This window comes from Thermoflexus sp. (assembly GCF_042408365.1).
Lineage (GTDB): Bacteria > Chloroflexota > Anaerolineae > Thermoflexales > Thermoflexaceae > Thermoflexus.
In genome coordinates this window covers 1-20,142 of record NZ_JBHOQJ010000145.1, presented here as the reverse complement: position 1 = coordinate 20,142, position 20,142 = coordinate 1, and the positions used below count along the sequence as shown (strand labels likewise).

Below are 20,142 nucleotides of genomic sequence, written 5' to 3'. Positions count from 1 at the left end.
GGATTCGGAGGGAGGCGATGGCGTTGCTGGAGGTCCGCGATCTAACTAAGGATTTCGGAGGCCTGCGGGCGGTGAACCGCTGCTCCTTCACCGTCGAGCCGGGGAGCATCACCGCGTTGATCGGGCCCAATGGGGCGGGGAAGACTACCGTCTTCAACCTGATCACTGGACTGCTCCGGCCTACCTCCGGACGGATCTACTTCCAGGGCCGGGACATCACGGGCCTGCCGCCCCACCGGATCACCCGGCTGGGCATCGCGCGGACGTTCCAGATCAGCCGGGAGCTGGCCGAGCTAACCGTCCTGGAAAATGTGGTGGTGCACGCCGCGCGGGACGGACTCGCGGGGCTCGTCCGGGAAAGCATCCTCCGACACGAGGCGGAGCGGGCCATGGCGCTCCTGGAGTTCGTCGGCCTGGCCGCCATGGCCCGCGAGAAGGCCGGGAAGCTGTCTTACGGTCAGAAGAAGCTTCTCGAGCTCGCGGGGGCGCTGATGGCGGATCCCCAGCTGGTCATGTTGGACGAGCCCGCGGCTGGCGTGAACCCCGCATTGCTGGAGGAGATCCTGGAGCGCATCCAGCGGCTGAACCAGGCTGGCATGACATTCCTCATTATCGAGCACAACATGGACGTGGTGATGAACCTCAGCCAGCAGGTCGTGGTGATGGCCCATGGGGAAGTGCTTCGTCAAGGCCCCCCCGAGGCGATCCAGCGGGATCCTCGGGTGCTCGACGCTTATCTAGGAGCCGCATGATGGTGATCCTGGAACTGGAGAAAATCACCGCCGGCTACGGCATGGGGCCGGACATCCTGAACGGGATCTCCGTTCGTTTCGAGGCCGGCTTAATCCACTGCTTGATCGGCCCGAACGGCGCCGGCAAATCCACTCTGCTCCGGGTTATCGCTGGGCTGCTCCGCCTCCGCTCGGGACGGGTGCTCCTGGATGGGAAAGTGATCTCCGGGATGCGGCCGGATCAAATCCTGGCGCTCGGCGCCTGCCTGATCCCCCAAGACCGCTGCCTCTTCCCCGATATGACGGTGCGAGAGAACCTGCTGATGGGGGCCTACATCGAGCGGGATCGACGCCAGATATCCCGGCGGATGGAGGAAGTCCTCGCCCTCTTCCCAGAGATCCAGCGGAAGCTCGATCAACGGGCTGGCGCCTTGTCAGGCGGCGAGCAGCAGATGGTGGCCATCGCGCGGGGCTTGATGATCCAGCCCCGGGTGATGATGCTGGACGAGCCCAGCCTGGGCCTGGCCCCTCTGGTTGTCGATCGGATCTTCGAGGCCATCCGCCATCTTAAGGAACGCGGGATCACCATCATCATTGTCGAACAGAATGTGCGTAAAGGCCTCGCCTACGCCGATTGGGGCTACGTGCTGGACATGGGACGTCTCTCCTTCGAAGGACCGGCTCCGGAGGTGATCCGGGATCCCCGATTGCAAGAGCTGTATCTCGGCCGGTTGGCCTTGGCGAACCCGGAGGTGCGTGCATGAGCCAAGGGCTTCAGGTCTTGATCCTGGGACTGGCTCTGGGGGGCGTGTACGCCCTGATGGCCATCGGTGTCTCCTTGACCTACGGGGTGATGCGGATCCTCAACCTAGCCCACGCGGCCTTCATGGTCTTAGGGGCCTATGTGGCTTACTGGGCTTTCCGGATCCTCCACCTCGATCCCTTGTTGTCCATTTTCATCAACGGGCCGCTGTTTTTCGCCATCGGGATCCTCCTTTACCGGACGCTGTTCGTTCCTCTGGCGGGCCGCCCCCGCTACACCGAGGCCACGCTTCTGCTCTCCTTTGGCTTGGCCCTGGGGGTGGAGGGCCTGATGGGAGCCTGGTGGACCGGGATCTATCGGGCGGCCAATCCCGCATACGCGACCCGGTCCCTCAGCCTGGGTTCGTTCTACATTCCGGAGGGCCAGATGTATGCCACGGGGGTAAGCCTTGGGATGCTGCTGACCTTATGGCTCTTCCTGCAGCGCACCCGGGTCGGGCGGGCGATCCGGGCGACGATGCAGAACCGGACCGCGGCCCAGATTGTTGGGGTCGACGTGGAGGGGATCTCCGCCCTCGCCTTCGGGCTGGGGATGGCCTCGGCGGGGATCTCGGGGTCCCTACTCAGCTTCCTCTCTCCCTTCTTCCCGGGCAAGCACTGGCAGTGGATCGCCAGCCTGCTCTCCTTGGTGGTGCTGGGGGGGATGGGGAGCCTGATTGGGACAGTGGTCGGCGCCATGGTGCTGGCAGTGGCCTCCGTGTACGTGAGCTCAGCCCTGGGCCCCACGTGGTCACCAGCCACTTTCTACGCAGCGCTCTTCCTGGTGCTGTTGCTGCGGCCCCAGGGGCTCCTCGGGCGGAAGGAGGGATGAGATGGCATTGCTGGATCAGACCCGAGCCACAACCTCATCCCAGGTCGAGGCCCGATCCCTTATCCTTGCAGGCCTGACGGTGGGGCTTCTCCTCCTCCCGATCGTGCAGGTGATCACCGACGGCTACAATTATGTTCTACATGTGCTTACTGTCATTTTTATGTATATCGCACTGGCCTCGGGGTGGAACATCATCGGCGGCTACGCGGGCTATACCTCCCTAGGTCATCCGGTCTTCTTCGCGCTCGGGGCCTATTTCTCAGGAGTCCTCCTGGTTTACCGCGGCTGGTCCCCCTTCTGGACCGCCCCTTTGGCGGGGCTGATGGCAACCCTTTTCGGGCTGGTCATCGGGCTGATCACGCTGCGGACCCGCGGCCCGGCCTTTGTGATCTCCACCATCGCCCTCCTCCTCCTCGCCCGCCTGGTCCTGGACAACTGGGAATGGGTTGGGGGGTCGAACGGGCTCAGCCTGCCGATGATCGGCTGGCCTTATCGGTTCTACAAGATCCCTTTCTACTACGGAATGTTGGCCACCGCCTTGGCCGCCGTGTGGACCTCCTACCGAATCCGGCATTCCAAGCTCGGGCTCTTCCTGCGGGCGATCGCGATGGATGAGGTCAAGGCTGAGGTCGCAGGGGTCCACACCAGTATGTGTAAGATCATCGCCTTCGCGATCAGCGCCTTCTTCGCTGGGGTTTGCGGCGCGCTGTGGGGCTACCACCAGACCTACCTCCGGCCGACGATCTTCCTGACCATTGGGGCTGCAGCGGATTTGGTGCTCATCAACTTGGTCGGTGGCCGCGGGACTGTGGCCGGTCCGGTTCTAGGGGCTGCTTTGCGAATCGGCTTGGACGAGTTGGTCGTGAACCAGCTCGGCTCAACAGAGTTGAACATCACGGCAACTGGCCTCCTGATGATCCTGATCGTGCTCTTCTTCCCTGGAGGCATCATCGGCGCGTTGCGGGAACGAGGGCGCCTCCCCCGCTTGCTGGATTGGGATTAGTAAGAGTTGCGATAGGGATCCCAGGGGCGATGCTTCCCACGATGGGATTTGTCATTTCCCAGAACGTGAACCGCGACGCCCGCTCTTTGCGATGATTTCCACTTATCTGGACCAACGCGCTCCTGCTGACTGTTTGATCAGATTAGGGTGGCGAGCCATATGAAGGTCATCGATGTCCACGCCCATATCCTCGTCCGCGAGCTCACGCAGGAGGCGGCCCCCCATGAAACCTGGCGCCCCCGGGTGGTCCGGGATGGGGGGCGAGAGCGAGTCGAGGTCGGCGGACGGCTGCTCACCTCTATCGTCCGCCCTTTCGTCGACCTCGAGGCCATCCTGGAGGCTCAGGCAGCGGCGGGTATTCAGATCACCGTGCTTTCGCCCTGGATCGCCCTGCTGCGGGATGAGGGCGGACCGGAGGAGGCGCTGCGGGTCGCACGTATCGTCAACGAGGCGCTGGCCCGGGAGGTCCAACGATCTCCGGACCGCCTGCGGGCGCTGGGGTTTGTTCCGCTCCACAATCCGGAGCGCGCGGCCCAGGAGCTGGAGGCCCTGCTGCGGGAGCCCGGGATGGTCGGCGTGGAACTCCCCGCTCAGGTGCGGGGGGAGCCCTTAGGCCATGACCGCTGGGAGCCGTTCTGGGCCGCCGCCGAGGCGCTGGGGGCCGTGGTTTTCATTCATCCGACCACGCGGGACCTTTCGTCCCCGGCGCTCCAGGATTACTACCTCTGGAACGCGGTGGGCAATCCGCTGGAGACCGCCATCGCCGCCGCCCATCTGGTGATGGCTGGGGTGTTGGAGCGCCATCCCCGTTTGAAGATCGTGCTCGCTCATGGTGGGGGCGCTTTGCTCAGCTTGAAGGGCCGGCTCCACCGGGCGTGGCAACAGCGGCCCGAGGCCCGCCAGAGGCTTCAGGAGGCCCCCGAAGTCTCGCTCCGCCGGTTCTACTTCGATGCTCTCACCCATGACCCAGATGTGCTGCGGGCACTGATCGCCTTCGCTGGAGCGGACCGCGTTCTGTTGGGATCCGATTCCCCCTTCGACATGGGCCTAGAGGAGCCGGTGGCCTTCATCCGAAGTCTGGGCCTGTCCCGGGAGCAGGAGGAAGCCATCCTGGGGAGGAACGCAGCACGCCTGTTCCGCCTGGAGGGATGACATGGCCAAAGTGCTTCCAAAGGAACAGTTGACGCACTGGACGTCCACCCGGGACACCCGGGACCGTCTGGATCTGATCACCGAGCATGGGCCGGTAGGCGCGAAACGCCTGCGGGCCGACCGTATTCGCTATCATCCCGGCGACACGTCCGCGAAGCACTACCACACCGATTGCCTTCATTTGTTCTGGGTGTTGGATGGCTGCGGGCTCCTCCACACCGGGACGGAGACCGTCCGGCTCTCCCGGGGGGAGGTCGCGATCGTCGGTCCTGGGGAAGTCCACTGGTTCGAGAACGACACGGATGCGGATTTCGCCTTCGTGGAGCTGTGGGTGCCGCCTCCTAAGGAAACCGTCTGGATCACCGATGACCAGTGAACGTGGGCGTGCACGGCCTGAGGTTCAGGCCGCGTTGGGGCGCATTCGGGGAGACAGAGAGGGAGGCACATTCCCGATCCGGGTGAGACCTTCTCCGATAAGGGGGGCGCGATGGGCGAGGTCGTGGCGTTCGACGTGGTGGTGGCCGGGGGCGGGCACAACGGGCTCGCCTGTGCGGCCTACCTCGCCAAGGCGGGGCTGCGGGTGCTGGTCGTGGAGGGGCGCGAGGTCCTCGGCGGCGACACCACCACCGAGGAGCTGACGGTGCCCGGATTCCGGCATGACCCGTGCGCCACCGCCTTCGAGCTCTTCCAGAGCAGCCCCACGATCCGCAATGATGAGCTGGACCTGCGGCGGCGCCTTCGCTTTCTGCACCCGGATCCCGTCGTCACCATGCCGTTCGATGATGGGACCAGCCTGACCATGTGGCGGGATCGACAGCGCACCGCCGCCGAGATCGCCCGGTTCTCCCGCCGGGACGCCGAGGCCTACCTGGAGCTGCTCGCCGAATACGATCAGGTGAAGGAGATTTTCAACAACCACCGCTACACCCCCATCGGCTACGGCCCATCCTTAGAGGAGCGGCTGGCGGAGCGGCCGAATGGGGGCTACTGGAAGCGCCGCTATCGACAGAGTGCCCTGGAGGTGATCCAGGAGTACTTCGAGGATGATCACGTGCGGGCGTTCATGCTCTGGCTGGCCTTCATGACCCTGCAGCCAGTGGATCGGCCGTACACCGGGCGCCTGGCGTATGCGTTGCCCCACGGCCGCCAAGCCAATTCCTGGACCCTGCCCGCGGGCGGGGCGGGCACGTTGCCGGCCGCCCTGGCTACCTTCATCCGGGAGCATGGGGGGGAGATCCGGACTGGCGAGTGGGTGACGGAGCTCTTGATCGAAGGGGGGCGCTGCGTCGGGGTGCGGACAGCGGCCGGCCATACCTATCGGGCCCGCCATGCGGTGGTCTCTTCCATCCACATCAAGCACCTGGTGGAGATGGCTCCTGCATCGGCGTGGGGGGAGGAGTTCCGCCGGGGCGTCGCCCAGTGGCAGGCAGGCTTCACGATGTTCGTCGCCCACTACGCCCTACGGGAACCTCCTCTCTACCCCCTGAACGGCGAGCGGGTCCCTGTGGCCACGGCAGGGATCGCGGGATCTGTGGATAACCTCCTCCGCCTGATGAGCGACTTCCAGCGAGGGCAACTGCACTTGGACACGCCCGTTCTGCTCGTTCTCACTCCCTCCGTGGTCGACCGGAGCCGGGCGCCGGAGGGCGGCCACACCCTGAAGGTCGTCTCGTTCCTTCCCTATGAACTCGCAGATGGAGGGCCCTCTCGATGGGATACGATCAAGGAGGAAGTGGCCCAGCAGCTGTTCGATTACCTCTGTCGCTTCGCTCCTAACCTGCGGGAGGAGCTCATCATCGGCCGCTACGTCGAGAGCCCGCTGGATCTGGAGCGGCGCAACCCTCACAACTGGCATGGGACCTGCCACGGGGGGGATCTCTCGCCCGCCCAATCGGACGAAATGCGTCCGGTCCCCGGCTGGGCCTCCCATCGCATGCCGATCCCCGGCCTCTATCAGACCGGAGCGACCACCCATCCCGGCGGCTCCGTCACCGCCGGCCCCGGCCGGAACGCGGCCTGGGTGCTCCTGGACGACCTGGGGATGCCCGCGGAGGCCATCTTAAAAACTCCGCCGTCCCGGTAGCCCGGCCAGCAGGCCATCCGTGTCGAGGAGGAAGCGCATGCCGGATCCGCGGGTTCAGGCAGCCATTGAACACTGGATGCCCCGTTTCGTGGCCCAAGGGGTGGATGTGAACGATTTCCTCCGCACCACCGCCCGCATCGAGCGGTGGGGGCAGTGGCTGGAGGCTTGGTGTGAAACCGCCCACATGCACGAGGCCCTCGCCCGGGAGGCCGAGGCCCGAGGCCGGAGCCGAACGGCTGGGGAGGCCTATGTGCGGGCGGCCCTCTGCTACCATTTCGCCCAGTTTCTCTGGCTGGTCGATCTCGAGAGGCGACGCGCAGCCCACCAGCGCGCGATCGAGGCTCTCTACGCGGCCCATCGCCATCTGGATCCCACCGCTGAGCGGGTGGAGATCCCCTTTGAGGGGACGCGGCTGGTCGGAAACCTGCGCCGGCCCCGCAATGGTGAGCGCCCTCCCCTGGTGCTGCTGCTCCCCGGCCTGGACTCAGCTAAGGAGGAGTTCTTCCACTGGGAGGAGGTGTTTCTGGTTCGGGGCATGGCCACTTTCTCCCTGGACGGGCCCGGCCAGGGCGAGGCGCGGGAGACCACCCGGATCCGCCCGGATTACGAGGTCGCCGTCCGGGCGGCCCTGGACACCCTGGCTAACCGTTCCGACTTGGACCTGGAGCGGGTAGGGGTTGTGGGGATCAGCCTGGGTGGTTACTACGCCCTGCGGAGCGCCGCCTTCGAGCCGCGTATCCGGGCGGTCGTCGCCATCGGCGGCCCCTACGACTTCGGCGCCTGCTGGCCCGGGCTACCCGCCCTAACGAAGGAGACGTTTATCCATCACGCCGGCGCGCGCGATGAGGCGGAGGGCCAGCGCCGGGCGGCGACGCTCACCGTGCGCGGCATCCTTCACCAAGTGCGCCAGCCCGCCTTGGTGATCTTCGGCCAGCAGGATCGCTTGATCCCCTGGACGCAGGCGGAGCAGACGGTCGCTGAGCTGCCCAACGGGACCCTGGTGATGTATCCGGAGGGGAACCACGTTTGCAACAACATCCCCTATAAATACCGGCCGCTGGCAGCCGATTGGATCAAGGAGCGCCTCACCGATCCAAGGGATGGATAGAGGCTCCGCTCCGAACCCCCAATTGGGGGTTGTGCGCTCGCGGCCCACGGGGAGCTGTGAAGGGCGCATTAAAACAGTTGACCTCGCTGGCGAAATCCGCATGTCCCGAAATGCCATCCGAGCTTTTGTGGAGGGATGGCGCGATGGTGGAACCGTTCTCCGAAGCCGAGATGAACCGTCGCTGGCGGCTGGCCCGCGACCTCATGCGGCGCCACGAGTTGATCGGCCTGCTGATCCACGGCAACTCCGGCGTCCACCGCCATAACCAGGCAAACGTGTTCTGGCTCACCGACTACATGGACTGGCATCACTGTTATCTCTTCGCTCCTCTCGATGAGGAGATCGAGCCCGTCCTCTGGGTGGGCCTGGCCAACCATGTGGCGAGCGCCCGGGAGGTGAGCTTCGTGCGCCGGGTGGAATGGGGAGGCTATCACCCCTCTGCACGGATCGTCGAGCATTTGCAGCGCTTCGGCCTCACCCGAGGGCGCCTAGGGCTGGTGGGAGTCAATGCGAAATTCGGGATCAGCATGCCTTACACGCACTATCTGCATCTCCAGGAGTCGTTGCCGCATCTGGAGCTCGTGGATGTGACGGCGGAGTTCATTCGGCTACGGGAGGTGAAATCCGAAGAAGAGATCGCCCGATTGCGTCGGGCGGCGGCGCTCACCGACCAGGCGATCTATGTGCTGTGGGAGAAGATCCGGCCGGGGATCCCGGATTACGCCCTGGTGGAGATCGCCGAGAGCGCCTTCCGAGGGCAGGGGGGCACACCCCACGTGACCTACATCCGGGCCATGCCAATGGATCAGGCGAACGGGTGCGCGCCGGCCCAGAACCCAATCGGGCGGATTATCGAGTGCGGCGATGTAGTGCTCACGGAGATCAGCGCCTCCTATGGAGGATATTCCGGGCAGATCCATCGTCCACTGTTCGTCGGCGCTGATCCCTCCCCGGCGTGGCAGCGGCTGTTCGAGGTGGCCCTGGACGCCTATCGTCGGATCGCGACGGCGCTCCGTCCCGGCGCCTGCGAAAGGGACGCGGTTCGGGCGGCTTCCGTCATCGGGGAGGCTGGCTACACGATCTACGATGACCTGCTCCACGGCTTCGGGATCGACATCACGCCGCCCTTGATCGATCGCTCCTGCGCGCAATACTGGCCTTGGGACGAAACCCATCCGGCCCCGGAAGGGCAGCGTTTTGAGCGGAACATGGTCATTGTCATCCAACCCAACCCGATCACGCCGGATGAACGGATGGGGCTCCAGCTGGGAGCGCTCACGTTGATCCGCGAAGAGGGCGCCGTTTCCCTGCACCAAGTTCCCTTCGAGCCGTTGATCGTGCGGATCTGAAACGTTCACCTGCTTCTGATTCCCTCTCAGGAGGTTCCCTCCCATGTCAACGCGGATCGAGGTGGAGACGATGCCGAAGCGAGCGATCGAGGGTTGCGAGGAAACGATCCTGGTTGACCTCACCGAAGCCGGCGTTGGGAACGTCCGTCTGTGCCGATGGGCGCTGGAGCCAGGCGCATGGAGCCCGGAGCAGGGCCATGGGGAGGCCGAGGGCTTCCTCTACGTCGCGGGCGGCGAGGGGACGTTATGGGTCAACGGCCGCGCGTGGCCGCTGGCCCCCGAGACGGTCGTCTGGCTGGAGCCGGGCGATCGCTATCGGGTTCAGGCGGGCGAGGAGGGGCTGGAGATTCTGTACGGGGCCGTCTGGGAAGGGAGGGAGAGTTAAGATGGCCGATCGGATGACCCTCGGCCGGCCAGGCAGGGGAGCTTCACGCGCTCGGGAGCATGTTTGGATAAGCTATGACGTTCAAAGATATCCTGAGAACATGTGGAGGTGGCGGTGGTGATCCGTGAGGCGTTCACCGTGCGCGCGCCGGTGGAGCGGGTCTGGGCTTTCCTGGAAGACGTGCCACGCTTGGCCACGTATGTGCCTGGGGTGGAGGCGGTGGAGGAAACCGGCCCGGATCGTTACCGGGGCCGGCTGGCGGTGCGGATCGGGCCGATCAGCGCGCGGTTCGAGGGGGTGGTTCGCATCATCCAGCGGGAGCCCCCGGCGCGCTTGGAGGCGGAGATGGAAGGACAGGATGGGGCATCGGCGTCCTGGGTGAAAGCCGCCTTCCTGGGCACCCTCGAGCCGGCCGCGGAGGGAACGCGCCTTGCCTGCGAGATCGATCTCACCCTGCGGGGGCGGCTCGCCCAATTCGGGAGCGCCGTCCTGGAAGCGACCGCCCGCCGGATGATCCACGCGTTCGCTCAACGCCTGCAAGAGGCTTTGGAGTCGCCCCATGCGCCCTGAGGTTCTGCACCCTGTCACCCTGTCCGATGCCCTGGCCGCGTTGGCCACCTACGGAGAGGAAGCCCGTCCCCTGGCTGGGGGCACAGCCCTGGTGCTGCTGCTCCACCACCGCCTGATCGCCCCCCGGGTCCTGGTTTGTCTGGAAGAGGTGCCGGAGCTGTACGGCCTCCGGTTCGAGGAGAGAGAGGTCCGGATTGGGGCTATGGTCCGCCTTCAAGAGCTGGCCCGTTCTCCCCACATCCGCGAACGCTTACCGGTGCTGGCCTTGGCCTGCAGGGAGGTGGGGAACATCCGGATCCGCAACCAGGCCACGCTGGGGGGCAACCTGGCGGAGGCGGATTACGCTTCGGATCCACCCATCGCCTTAATGGCCCTGGAGGCGATCCTCGAAGTGCACGGGCCCAACGGCCCGCGGGAGATCCCCATCGCGGAGTTCTTCCGCGGCCCTTACACCACCGCTCTGGAGCCAGGAGAGCTGATCACCGCCGTCCGGATCCCGTTCCCGCCGCCGGGATCCCGGATGACTTATCTCAAGTTCCGTACCCGGTCCGCTGAGGATCGCCCGTGTCTCGGCGTGGCGGCCTTGGTGGCCTTTGAGGATAGGATCTGTCGGGAGCTGCGGATCGCCGTGGGGGCCGCTTGCGAGACGCCCCAGCGCCGGCCGGGGGTCGAGCGACTGGCCGTTGGGCGACCCCTCACCGAGGCGGTGATCCGGGCCATCGCCCAGGGCTACGCGGATCAGATCGAAACGTTAAACGACCTGCGGGGGACCGCTGCCTACCGCAAGCGCATGATTGAGGTCCACGTGCGAAGGGCCCTTGAGGAGGTACGGGATGGCCATCGGTCGTTCGGTGCCGATGCGGGATGCTGAGGCACGGGTACAGGGAACGGTTGCCTACCTCGCCGACCTGCGGTTGCCAGGGATGCTAATGGCGAAGGTGGTGCGCAGCCCCTTCCCCCACGCCCGGATCCGACGCCTGGATCCGCGGCCCGCTTTGCGGATCCCCGGCGTGGTGGCTATCCTCACCGCGGAGGATTTCAACCGACCGGGGGCTCCGCGCCTCTTCTACGGGGTCGATCGAAAGGATCAACCGGTCGTTGCCCGCGATCGCGTTCGCTACGTGGGGGAGCCAGTGGCTGCCATTGCCGCCCAGACACCGGAGGCAGCGGAGGAAGCAGCGCAGGCCATCGAGGTGGAGTACGAGGAGCTCCCCGCCGTGTTCGACCCGCTCGCAGCGACGAAACCTGAGGCCCCGCAGGTGCATGAGGATTGTCCGGGCAATGTCTTCCTTCACACCCGCTTACGCCACGGCGATCTAGAGGCGGGGTTCGCAGCGGCGGACCTCATTGTGGAGGAGACCTACACCACCCCACCCGCGTGTCACGCCGCCCTGGAGCCCCACGGGGTTATCGCGCAATGGGCCGATGGCCGTCTCACCGTATGGAGCGCCACCCAGGCGCCTTTCGCGGTCCAGGAGACGCTGGCGGAGCTCTTTGGGCTGCCGCGGGAGGCCGTGCGTGTCATCGTCCCGCCTCTGGGCGGGGGATACGGCGGCAAAGGGTACGTGCGCCTGGAGCCCCTGGCCGCCGCCTTGGCCTGGAAAGTGGGCGGCCGTCCGGTGCGGCTGATCTTGGAACGCTCCGAGGAATTCGTTACCCTCACCCGGCATGCCGCTTGCATCCGCATTCGGACGGGGGTCCGGCGCGATGGCACCCTCACCGCGCGCCAGGTGGAAGCGTATTGGGGGGCGGGGGCCTACTCGGACATCACCCCGCGGCTCCTTCGCGGCGCCGGCCTCGTGCGGGTGGTCGGCCCTTATCGGATCCCGGCCGTTCATGTGGACGCCTATGGGGTTTATACGAACCTGCCCCCCGCTGGGCCCTTCCGCGGGACGATGAGCTTCGAGGGGGCATGGGCTTATGAATCGCATATGGACACCATCGCCCACGAGCTGGGGATGGATCCGCTGGAGCTGCGCCGGCGGAGCCTCCTGCGTCCGGGCGATCGGTTTTGCACCGGGGAGGTGATCGAGGAGGCCTTCTTCTCGGAATGCCTCGAGGCCGCCGCGCATCACCTGGGATGGGATCAGCCGTACGAAAAAGGGGAGGGGGTTCGGCGACGGGGGCGCGGGCTGGCGGTGATGATGAAGAGCACCCTTCCACGCTCCCGCTCCGAGTGCCGGCTGGTCTTGCGGGCGGACGGCGTGCTGGAGCTCCATACCGGGACGGTGGAGATGGGGCAGGGGGCCCATACCGCCCTGGCCCAGATCGCCGCGGCGGAGACCGGGATCCCACTGGAACGGGTTCAGGTGATCGAGCCGGACACCGACCGGGTTCCCTACGACGCCACCACCAGCGCCAGCCGATCGACCAGCATGATGGGCGCGGCCATCCGGGAGGCGGCGGCCCGATTGAAAGAGGAAATGCGCCGAAGGGCTGCTCCTCTCCTGGAGGCAGACCCGGAGGAGTTGATCCTCCAGGGAGCGGGGGTGACGCTGCAGGGACGGCCGGGGGCCTGGATCGCCTGGGAGGAGGTCTTGCGCCGGCATGGCCTCGAAGCCCTGGAGGCCCATGGCGTGTTCGAGACGCAAGGTGGCCTGGATCCTGAGACCGGTCAGGGGATTGCCTCCCCACACTGGCATCAGGGCGCTGGGGCTTGTGAGGTCGAAGTGGACATCGAAACAGGGAAGGTGCGGATCTTGCGCTACTGCGCAGCGGCTTATGCGGGGCGCGTGATCAACCCGGCGCTGGCCACCCTCCAGAACGAGGGCAATGTGGTCTTCGGACTGGGCCAAGCCCTGATGGAGCAGATCCTTTTCGATCAAGGCCAGCCGGTGAACGCCAACATGTCCGATTACCAGATCCCCTCGCTCCGGGATCTGCCAGAGGTCTTGGAGAGCATGCTTTTGGAGTCACCAGAGGGAAGCATCCACGGGCTCGGCGAGATGACACTGCCGCCCGTGGCCCCCGCGATCGCCAACGCCATCTTCGACGCCGTTGGGGTCCGCATTCGCGATCTCCCCATCACGCCGGAGAAGATCTGGAGGGGGCTTCATGGCGAATAGGGAACGGTTCGCGCTGCAAGTTAACGGCCAAATCCACGTGGTGGAAGCGGAACCCGCGCGCCGGCTTCTCGATGTGCTGCGCGCGGACCTGGGGCTGACAAGCGTGCGGGAGGGATGCGGAATTGGGGTGTGCGGGGCGTGCACCGTGCTCATGGGCGGGCGGCCGGTCAGCAGCTGCCTGTTGCTGGTCTCCCAGGTCCACGGCCAGCCGATTGTGACCGTGGAGGGTTTGGGGGGAAACGGCGCTCTGCATCCGGTACAACGGGCCTTTGTGGAGCACTTCGCCTTCCAATGCGCCTATTGCACCCCGGGCTTCATCCTGACCGTTGTCGCCTGGCTGGAGCAAACGTCGGGGCAAGATGAAGAATCCTTGTGGGAATACCTGTCTGGGAACCTTTGCCGCTGCGGGAGCTACCGGAACATTCTGAAGGCGGCCCGGGCGGCCGCTCGGAACCGCGAACCGCCCTGGGTATGACCCCTGAGCCGTTTGGATGGTCATGCCCTGGGAGTAACAGCGACCTCTTGGTAACTGTCCCTCTTGACAACTTCCCCAATTCTTATTATTCTGGGATTGAAACGATTCAATTCTTGGGTCAGGCTGGGCAGGAAGCACCCGGAGGGCGGGATGACCACGATCCGGGACGTCGCGCGGCGGGCGGGGGTTTCCCCGGCCACGGTATCCTATGTCCTGAATAACCCCGGGCTGGTGCGCCCAGAGACCCGGGAACGGGTGCTGCGGGCCATCGCGGAACTAGGGTATCATCCCCACGCCGGGGCCCGCCAGTTGAAACGCCGTCGCACGGACACCGTCGGCCTGATCCTCCCCACGGGCGAACGCCGCCTCAGCGACCCCTTCTTCCTCGAATTGATCCACGCCCTGGGGGACGCCTGCGCGGTCCATCACCTGGACCTCCTCATCGCCACCTGTCGGAACCCTGTCGCTGATCTGCGCCTGATCGACCGTCTGTACAAGGGACGGCGGGTGGATGGCTTCCTCCTGATCGATCTCCAACGCCAGGACCCCCGCATCCCTCACCTGCAGGCCGCGGGGATCCCCTTCGTCGCCTTCGGACGCATTGAAGAGGACGGCACGTTCCCCTGGGTGGACGTCGATGGGACCGCCGGCATTCGGGAGGCTGTGGCTTACCTGGTGGGGAAGGGACACCGCCGGATCGCCTACCTGAGCCCCCCGCTCTCGTTGACCTTCGCCCATCATCGGTTCCAGGGCTACCGCGCCGGCTTGGCCGATGCAGGTCTCCCCTTCGACGACACGCTGGTCCGGACCACCCGCCCGACGATGGAGGCTGGATACGAGGCGGCCCGGGCGCTGCTGGCCGAAGGGATCCCCTTCACCGCCCTCATCGCCGCCACCGACCTGATGGCCCTCGGGGCGATGCGCGCCCTCCATGAGGCCGGACGGACCCCCGGCCGGGATGTGGCGGTGGTCGGCTTCGACGACATCCCAATGGCCGCTCAGGCCCATCCGCCCCTCACCACGCTCCGCCAGCCCATGGATCAGATCGGCGAAGCCCTGATCCGCACCTGGCTGGCCGCTGTGAATGGTGAAACACCCCCACCGACCCTGATCCGACCGATCCTGATTCAGCGGGAATCCGCCTGACACGGGAGCGGAGACCGGAGGCAGAGGAAAAGCCATCTTCATTCCAATATTGTTCGCAAAAGGGCTGAAACGATTCAAAATCGGAGCCATCCATGCAGCTGCCGCGGGATTACTATCACGTGTTCCTGGGAAACGGTCATGATGCAGTGCTCATCGGCTACACCGGGGCGATGGTCCCGGACCGTCCGCCCAACGGCTGGCATCCTTATCTCGACCGCTGTCAATGGTACAAATCCGATCGCTACTACCCAGAGGACCGGTTGATGGGCGTGGTTCCGCTGCGCTACCCGCCCTTCGGGGAGGCGCTGCCGAAGCCTGGGAAGCCATGGGCGGAGCTGGCCCCGTTGGGCTACACCGCCTACGAGGTGGAGGTGGAGGGCCAAATCGGGCATGTTCAGGGATTCTCCCAAGTGTTTGTTCCCGAAGAGGGAACGGTCTTTACGACGGTGGATTGGGGGGTGGCCCGCGCGGAGGTGACGACCTTTCTGTGTCCAGACCGCCCGCTCTTGGTGATCCGCTACCGCTTCAACCGCCCGGTCCGCCTGCGGGTCCGCGCGGCCCCTGGGGTCTGGCGCGAGGAGGACCATGAGACCGATCCCTTCGATGCGCTCACCTTTCTGGAGGAACGACCGGCGGCCTTTTACCAGCTGGGCCCCTACCGGGGCTTTATCGAAGTGGCGTTGGCGGAGGCCCAGCGATGGGGTCGGGACGGGAAGGTTTGGTGGCTGGAAGGGGAGGGGACCATCTTCACGCATTACTTTGCGATCGCTGATGACTACGCAGGCCCCCTGGACTTGGAGGTGATCCCTCGGGCGATGGCTGAGGGGCCGGAGGTCCTGCACGCGCGCACACGGGCGTTCTGGCAGGCTTACTTCGCTGCCTCCCGCTTCGAGATCCCGGATCCGGTGTTCGATCGAGTTTATCGGACCAGCCGTTACCTGTTCAAGGCCACCCAGAACCCCGTTTCGGGGGGGCTCCCGGTGGGCAACCTGCGATTGACTTGGTCCTCTCACCTGTTCTGGGACGCTTATTTCATTCACCGGGCGCTCCTCGAGGCCAACCATGTGGCGGAGGGCGAGGCGGCGATCGGCTTCTTCCTGCGCACCCGGGAGGCCGCGGAACGCCACGCCCGGGAGGACTTCGATGCGCCGGGTTTGAAATGGGATTGGGAGCTGACCCATCGCGGCGAGCCCGCCTATGGGATCTGGGTCCATCAGAAGGAGCAAGTGCACAACAACGCGGCCTACGCCAACATGCTGTTCCAGCAATATGCCTTCACCCGCGACCGCCGGGTTCTGGAACAAATCTTCCCGCTCCTGGAAGGTCTGGCGCGCTTTTTCCTACACGCGGTGGTGGAGGAGACGCCCCGCGGCTTCGAGATCCGCCCGGTGGTCGGGGTGGACGAGCGGCCGGTGCGGGTGCGCAATGAGGGGATCACCCTCGCCGGGACCATCCGGCTGCTGGAGCGCTACGTTCAGGCGGCCTCGCGGCTGGGCCGGGAGAACGGCCTGGTCCAGCAAAGCGCCCGGGCTGTTGCCGGTTTGCGCCACACCCTGGACCGTCTCTATAACGGCCGCTACTTCCAGGCCTCCGAGGAGGAGGACCATCTCAACATCAGCAGCTTGGCCCCGATCTATCCGATGGAGGTGATCCCGCCGGAGGACCCGCGGGCGATCCAGACCGTGCGGGCGTATCGAAAGCGCTACGCCGGCCGCATGGTGGGCCACGGGAACAGCGAGTGGGGCTTCCCGTGGGCCGCCGCCCTCCTGGCCACCCTTCAGGCGTGGCAGGGCGATGGGGAGGGCGCCTGGCAGACGTTGCGGGAGATCCGGCCGGCTTTCTCCGCCCACGGCGGGATCGCGGAGACAGTCGACGATGAAGGGCGATGGAACATGCAGTATTTCGGAACCGCCCACGGCGCCCTCTGCACCGCCTTACACCATTTGGTGGTCCAGACCCGAGAGGACCGGATCCGGATTGGGGTGAGTTTGCCGGCCTCCTGGGAGCGCGGCGCCTGGGAGAACTGGCGCGCCCACGGCCTGTTGCTCTCCGGCGAATGGGACCGTCGGCGGAACCACCTGGAGGTGATCCTGCGCAATCCGACGGCGGAGATCATCCCGGTGCGTTTACAGATCGGCTTGACGGAAAGGGAGCTTTCCGTTGCGCCAGGTGAGGTGCAACGGATCCAACTCACCATATCCTGAAAGGAGGCTGCCATGAAGCGGTTCTTGCTCCTGCTCGCCGTGCTGGCTCTGGGGCTTTCCGCTTGCGCCCCGGCGGCCACTCCCACTCCCGTTGTGACGCGGGAGGTGGTCGAGGTCACCAAGGAAGTTGTGAAGGAGGTGGAGAAGCCGAAGGTCACCGTGCGGCTCTCCGGTTGGGCGGCCAACCCGCAGGAGACGGCCCTGCTGGAGTCCCTGCTGTACCGGTGCTCGTTGAAGAACCCGGACATCACTGTTAAGTACGAACCGATCACCGGGGACTATTGGGCCAAGATCAAGACGCTGGTCGCCTCCGGTGAGGAGCCAGACATCTACTATATGGACATCTTCCAGTTCCCCTTCTTCGTCTCCAAGGGCGTCCTGGTCCCCCTGGATGACTACATGGCGAAATCCGGGGTGAAGAAGGAGGATTTCATCAAGACCCTGATCGATGCCTTCACCGGGCCCGACGGCAAGGTCTACGGCATCCCCAAGGACTTCAACACCCTGGCCCTGTTCTACAACAAGGACCTCTTCGCCCAGGCAGGGATCCCAGAGCCGAACGAGAACTGGACATGGGATGATCTGAAGAACGCCGCCCGCCGGCTTTCGGATCCCGCCAAGGGCATCTACGGCCTGGGCGTTCCGCCGGATCCGGGCCGCTTCCCGATCTTCGTCTTCCAGAACGGCGGCCGCATCATGACGCCCGACTTCAAGGACACCACCCTGGATAGCCCGGAGGTGATCGAGGCGGCGAAGTTCTACACCTCCTTCCGGGCGGAGAAGATCGGGGCTATCCCGGCCGATGTGGGGGTGGATTGGCAAGGGACGGGCTTCGGCCAGGGGAAGCTGGCGATGGTCTTCGAGGGCGGCTGGCTGATCCCCTACCTGCGGGAGCAGTTCCCGACCCTGAAGTGGGGGGCCACCTTCCCGCCGAAGGGTCCCAAGGGGCGGGGGAACCTGATCTTCACCGTGGCCTACGTGATCTCCAAGAACAGCAAGAACCCGGAGGCCGCTTGGAAGACCATCGACTGCCTGACCAGCGAGGAGAGCCAGACGGTCGTGCTCTCCACCGGCTTCGCGTTGCCCTCCCGCGCCAAGCTCACCGAGCATGAATACTTCAAGACCCACCCCGAATCCCTGGTCATCTTCAAGGGTGCGGAGTTCGGCACGCCCTTCATGTGGGGCCTGCGGGGCGATGTGGTGAACGAGCAGATGGGCAAGGCCCTGGAGCGGATCTATCTCGAGGGCCAGGATGTGGAGGCCAGTTTCAAGCAGGCCGCCGAGGAGGTCCGCAAGGCCCTGAAGGAGCAGCAGTAGCGCGCACGGTGTGGGGGATAGGCGGTCCATCGCCTATCCCCCACACTTTTTCTTATCGCCCTTGAGGCTGAGGGAGGCCAGTGGCGATGATGGGGATCCGGCGCCGTCAGCTGGAGGAGTGGATCGCCGCCTACATCCTGCTTTCGCCCTACCTGTTCGTTTTCCTGGTCTTCAACGTCTTCTCCATCGCCTACGCCCTTTATCTTTCATTCACCTATTTCGATCTGTTCAGCCCCCCGCGGTGGGTCGGGCTAGGGAACTATCTGTACCTGCTCCGGGACACCCTGTTCCTCACCAAAGCCGTTCCCAACACCCTCAAATATGTGGCGGTCGTGGTCCCGATCCAGACCGTCATCAGCCTGCTCCTGGCCTTTGCCCTGGATCAGGAGATCAAGTTCCGCCGCTTCTTCCGCACCCTGTTCTATGTGCCCTCCGTGACGTCCTCCGTGGTGATCAGCTTGATCTTCCTCTGGCTGTTCAAGAAAACGGGGGTGATCAACCAGCTCCTGGGGCTCTCGATCGACTGGCTGACCAGCCCCACGTTCGCCCTACCCACGATTATGATCGTCAACATCTGGGCGACCACCGGGACCATGATGGTGATCTTCCTGGCCGGCCTCCAGGACATCCCCGTCACTTACTACGAGGCGGCAATGATCGACGGGGCCAACCGCTGGCAGATGCTCCGCCACATCACCATCCCGTTGCTGCGGCCGGTGATCTTCTTCGTCGTCACGATGGGGGTCATCGGCTGCTTCCAGGTGTTCGACCAGATCTACGTGATGACGGCGGGAGGGCCGCTGGACTCCACCACCACCATCGCTTACCTGATCTACAAGTGGGCGTTCCAAAGCACCACGCCCTTTATGGGGCGGGCCTCCGCCGTCGCCTTCGTGCTGGCCGGGATGATCTTGATCGTCACCGTGATCCAGCGCCGCCTGATCGAGCGCCCGACGGAGGTGTGAGATGGCCGTGGAAGCTGTCGCCCCCGCCAAACCCGCGGTTCGGTACCGGGACGAATTCGCCTGGTGGGATCGGATCAAGAAGCCGCTCTTCTATGGGGTGCTGATCGGGTGGTCGGTCATCGCCGTTGCCCCCTTTTTCCTGACCGTGATCTTCTCCCTGAAGCCCCTTACCCACCTTTACGAACCGCCTTTCTTCCTGCCGCTCCCCTTCACCTTAGAGAACTACCTGAAGGTGGTCACCGAGTTTCGGCACCTGTTCCCCCGCTGGATGGTGAACAGCGCCCTCGTCGCCGGGCTGCTCGCGGTGGTCCGCACCCTCTTCTGCGCCATGGGGGGCTACGCCTTCGCCCGCCTGCGCTTCCCAGGGCGGGATCTGCTCTTCTGGGCGATGCTGATCACGATGATGATCCCCGGCCAGGTCACCTTGATCCCGAACTTCCTGATCATCCGCCAGATGCGGCTGTTGGACAGCCTGGCCGCGCTGATCGTGCCGGGGATCGCGGGGGCCTTCGGGGTCTTCATGATGGCCCAGTTCTACAAGAACCTCCCCCGGGAGCTGGAGGAGGCGGCCATGATCGATGGGGCGGGATGGTTCACCATCTTCTTCCGCATCGTCCTGCCCCTCAGCCGGCCGGCCCTGCTCACTCTGGCGCTCTTCACCTTCCAGGGGGAATGGAACGCCTTCATGTGGCCGTTGATCGTGCTGAACTCCCCGGAGAAGTTCACCCTTCCGCTGGGCCTGAGCTGGTTCAAGGGGGAATACTACACGGTTTACTCGGTGGTCCTGGCCGGCTCCATGTTCAACAGCGTCCCCATCTTGCTGCTCTTCTTCCTGTTCCAGGGCTACTTCACCCGCGGCATCGCCCTCACCGGCCTGCGCGAGGGGTAGGGCAGGGGGCTTTAGGGGGTTTGGGGGCACCATAGGCGGTGCCCAACCCCCCAAAAATTTTTTTTAA

At 65.2% G+C, this 20,142-nt stretch carries 19 protein-coding genes; all 19 read left to right on the top strand.

All coding sequences use genetic code 11. The annotated features are described in order from the left end of the window. Positions 1-752 (top strand): ABC transporter ATP-binding protein (locus ACFMO5_RS06800; protein WP_376792001.1); only part of this gene is annotated, 752 nt, incomplete at its 5' end. Continuing rightward, positions 752-1,495, top strand: a complete 744-nt coding sequence (locus tag ACFMO5_RS06795) for an ABC transporter ATP-binding protein (protein ID WP_376792000.1) — start codon at positions 752-754, stop codon at positions 1,493-1,495. The genes ACFMO5_RS06800 and ACFMO5_RS06795, both read left to right, overlap by 1 nt. Continuing rightward, the gene (locus tag ACFMO5_RS06790) at positions 1,492-2,364 is read left to right on the top strand and encodes a branched-chain amino acid ABC transporter permease (protein WP_376791999.1); all 873 of its coding nucleotides are present in this window, start codon (positions 1,492-1,494) and stop codon (positions 2,362-2,364) included. Before ACFMO5_RS06795 ends, ACFMO5_RS06790 begins: the two co-directional genes overlap by 4 nt. Before the next feature lies 1 nt (position 2,365). Next, positions 2,366-3,367 (top strand): branched-chain amino acid ABC transporter permease, encoded by a 1,002-nt coding sequence (locus tag ACFMO5_RS06785; protein WP_376791998.1) that lies wholly within the window; start codon positions 2,366-2,368, stop codon positions 3,365-3,367. Between the two features lie 159 nt (positions 3,368-3,526). Continuing rightward, complete coding sequence (locus ACFMO5_RS06780) at positions 3,527-4,519, top strand: amidohydrolase family protein (protein WP_376791997.1); 993 nt, start codon at positions 3,527-3,529, stop codon at positions 4,517-4,519. Between the two features lies 1 nt (position 4,520). Further along, positions 4,521-4,895 (top strand): cupin domain-containing protein, encoded by a 375-nt coding sequence (locus ACFMO5_RS06775; protein ID WP_376791996.1) that lies wholly within the window; start codon positions 4,521-4,523, stop codon positions 4,893-4,895. Between the two features lie 111 nt (positions 4,896-5,006). Next, positions 5,007-6,602 carry a phytoene desaturase family protein gene (locus tag ACFMO5_RS06770; protein WP_376791995.1) on the top strand — a complete coding sequence of 532 codons (1,596 nt, stop codon included), beginning with the start codon at positions 5,007-5,009 and terminating at the stop codon, positions 6,600-6,602. 37 nt (positions 6,603-6,639) lie between these two features. Further along, positions 6,640-7,710: an alpha/beta hydrolase family protein gene (locus tag ACFMO5_RS06765; RefSeq protein ID WP_376791994.1), complete on the top strand. Its 1,071-nt coding sequence runs from the start codon at positions 6,640-6,642 to the stop codon at positions 7,708-7,710. Positions 7,711-7,853: 143 nt separating this feature from the next. Then, positions 7,854-9,059: a M24 family metallopeptidase gene (locus ACFMO5_RS06760; protein ID WP_376791993.1), complete on the top strand. Its 1,206-nt coding sequence runs from the start codon at positions 7,854-7,856 to the stop codon at positions 9,057-9,059. A 43-nt stretch (positions 9,060-9,102) separates the two neighbouring features. Continuing rightward, a complete protein-coding gene (locus ACFMO5_RS06755; RefSeq protein WP_376791992.1) occupies positions 9,103-9,444 on the top strand; it encodes a cupin domain-containing protein in 342 nt (113 codons plus the stop codon). A 114-nt stretch (positions 9,445-9,558) separates the two neighbouring features. After that, a complete protein-coding gene (locus tag ACFMO5_RS06750; protein ID WP_376791991.1) occupies positions 9,559-10,014 on the top strand; it encodes a CoxG family protein in 456 nt (151 codons plus the stop codon). After that, positions 10,004-10,885: an FAD binding domain-containing protein gene (locus ACFMO5_RS06745; RefSeq protein WP_376791990.1), complete on the top strand. Its 882-nt coding sequence runs from the start codon at positions 10,004-10,006 to the stop codon at positions 10,883-10,885. Before ACFMO5_RS06750 ends, ACFMO5_RS06745 begins: the two co-directional genes overlap by 11 nt. Beyond that, positions 10,848-13,079: a xanthine dehydrogenase family protein molybdopterin-binding subunit gene (locus ACFMO5_RS06740; RefSeq protein ID WP_376791989.1), complete on the top strand. Its 2,232-nt coding sequence runs from the start codon at positions 10,848-10,850 to the stop codon at positions 13,077-13,079. Before ACFMO5_RS06745 ends, ACFMO5_RS06740 begins: the two co-directional genes overlap by 38 nt. Next, entirely contained in the window at positions 13,069-13,554 is a 486-nt protein-coding gene (locus ACFMO5_RS06735) for a (2Fe-2S)-binding protein (protein WP_376791988.1), read from the top strand. The genes ACFMO5_RS06740 and ACFMO5_RS06735 overlap by 11 nt, the downstream gene beginning before the upstream one ends. A gap of 150 nt (positions 13,555-13,704) precedes the next feature. Further along, entirely contained in the window at positions 13,705-14,700 is a 996-nt protein-coding gene (locus tag ACFMO5_RS06730) for a LacI family DNA-binding transcriptional regulator (RefSeq protein WP_376791987.1), read from the top strand. A gap of 92 nt (positions 14,701-14,792) precedes the next feature. Further along, positions 14,793-16,904 carry a hypothetical protein gene (locus ACFMO5_RS06725; RefSeq protein ID WP_376791986.1) on the top strand — a complete coding sequence of 704 codons (2,112 nt, stop codon included), beginning with the start codon at positions 14,793-14,795 and terminating at the stop codon, positions 16,902-16,904. Between the two features lie 12 nt (positions 16,905-16,916). After that, the gene (locus tag ACFMO5_RS06720; protein ID WP_376791985.1) at positions 16,917-18,221 is read left to right on the top strand and encodes an ABC transporter substrate-binding protein; all 1,305 of its coding nucleotides are present in this window, start codon (positions 16,917-16,919) and stop codon (positions 18,219-18,221) included. Positions 18,222-18,307: 86 nt separating this feature from the next. Further along, positions 18,308-19,186 carry a carbohydrate ABC transporter permease gene (locus tag ACFMO5_RS06715; protein WP_376791984.1) on the top strand — a complete coding sequence of 293 codons (879 nt, stop codon included), beginning with the start codon at positions 18,308-18,310 and terminating at the stop codon, positions 19,184-19,186. Position 19,187: 1 nt separating this feature from the next. Further along, the gene (locus ACFMO5_RS06710) at positions 19,188-20,075 is read left to right on the top strand and encodes a carbohydrate ABC transporter permease (protein WP_376791983.1); all 888 of its coding nucleotides are present in this window, start codon (positions 19,188-19,190) and stop codon (positions 20,073-20,075) included. Positions 20,076-20,142: the final 67 nt, after the last annotated feature.